The 1,961-nt window shown below is 64.2% G+C and carries 1 protein-coding gene; it reads right to left on the bottom strand.

Annotation, left to right across the window (positions count from 1 at the left end):
• On the bottom strand, window positions 1–1,904 hold a 1,904-nt coding region (locus tag B9A23_RS22035; protein ID WP_176218130.1), incomplete at its 3' end, for a GumC family protein.
• Window positions 1,905–1,961 lie beyond the last annotated feature (57 nt).

Here is a 1,961-nt window from a genome sequence, read left to right as displayed (position 1 = left end):
ATGACGTAGTCGTAGCCATCCTTGACCTTGTCGACGAGCGCCTGGATCTTGCCGTCACCAAAGAGGTCTTCGGCCGAGAAGAACGGCTCCTTGACCGGGATGATGTCGAGGCCTGGGATTTCGTCGGCACGGATGAGCGAGCGCGGATCGACCTTGCCCTGGAGGGCTTCGACGAGGCCGTACTCGGCCTGCTCGGTGGCGCCGACGTGTTCGCTCAGGCTTGCCTTGCGCACGTCGCAGTCGATGAGCAGGATCTTGTCGCCGCTCAGCGCCATGGTGCGCGACATTGCCAGAACCGAGGTGGTCTTGCCTTCGCCCGGAAGCGAGGAGACGATTGCCAGCTTCTGGATGGGTCGCTTCTGCTTGGCGCGGATAACGGTGTTGCGTATCCCTCGGAAGGCCTCGGAGAAGGGTATGACCGGATGCTCGATCAGCAGGTCTGCCGGATTGAGCAGTTCGCCATCGCTCTGGCGCAGGTCCTTCTTCTCAAGGTTCGGGATCGAACCGATGCAGGTGATGCCCAGCTGGGTCTCGAGCGTCTCGGCGGTACGGATACCGTGCGACATGAACTCGAGCCCTGCAACCGAGCCAAGGCCAAGGCCAAGCCCTGCGATCACGCCAAAGGCGATGAACAGCTGCGGGTTGGGGAAGCTGGGGCTGCGGGGAGGGATCGCCAGTTCGACGATCTGCGCCTGGGTCTGCGTGTTGCGGGCAAGCGAGGAGGCCTGCTGCAGTTCGGCGGCAACGCGGTTGTAGGCGTCACGCTTGGCGTCGGCCTGCTGCTGGATGCCCTGCGCCATGATGCCGGCGCGCGAGGATGCGGCCTGCTCGCCGCGCAGCTGCGCCATCTCACCGGCAAGCGACTGGGCGCGGGCGCGTTCGGCAGTGGCATCGCTGGCGAGGCGGCCCATCACGCGGCGGGCTTCCTCGTCGATCTGCTGGTCGAGCTGCTGCACCTGCTGCAGCACGCTCAGCGTCTCGGGGTGGCGAGGGCCATAGCGCGACTGGATCGAGCCCAGGTTGCGCACGACCTCGGCACGCTGGGCGCGCAGGTTGGTGATCACCGGGCTCTCGAGCACAGCCGAGACGTTGTCGAGACCGCCCGAGGCCAGCTGCTGGCGTGCCACATTGTAGCGTGCTTCGGCTGCCGATGCGGCAGACTGGGCTGCAGACAGCTGCGAGGACTGCGCCGAGACGCGCTGGTCGGTAACCGTGCCGCTGAACGAGCCACCGGTGCCGCCACCGATGATGCCGGCCTGGGCACGCAGCTGCGCCGCCTTGGATTCGATGCCAGCCAGTTCAGATCCCAGCGTATTGAGACGGCCGGTGAGGAACTCGACCTGCTTGGCAGCCGTACCGGTACGCGAGCCGACCGAGCTGTTCATGTAAGCTTCGGCAAAGGCATTGGCGACTTCGGCAGCCTTGATGGCATTGACCGAGCGATACGAGATGTTGATCACGTACGTGTCGCGCTCGCGCTTGACGTTGAGCTCGCTCAGCAGGCGCCCTGCGACCGCATCGACGCGAGCATTGGGCGAGGAGTTTGGAGTGTCCGCCTTGGGCGCAAACTCGGGATCGTACATCAGGCGCAGGCGGTTGATCACCATCACGGCAATGTCACGCGACTGCATCGCGGCAACTTCGGTGTCGATCGAACCCGGATCAGGGCGGGCATTACCAGCAGCAACACCGATCATCGCCGCCTGGTTGGGGTCGATCTTGATTCGCGTCGTTGCGACATAACGAGGCTGGATCAGCAGCAGCGCCACGATCGCAGCACCAAGAACCGCACCGAACACCAGCGCCATCGCAATCCAGTGACGCCGGACTACCTCAAAAAGATATCCCAGCGTGATCCCGCCGCCCATCGTCGATACCGGTGCAGGAGCACGATACGGATCCATCCCGTAAGGCGAACCTTCCGTCACAACCCTGCCTTCTGACATCGACTATGCTCTTCC

It is taken from the genome of Novosphingobium sp. B1 (assembly GCF_900176395.1).
Classification (GTDB): domain Bacteria; phylum Pseudomonadota; class Alphaproteobacteria; order Sphingomonadales; family Sphingomonadaceae; genus Novosphingobium.
The sequence above is the reverse complement of the archived record's forward strand: the minus strand, read 5'-3'. Positions and strand labels throughout refer to the sequence as shown.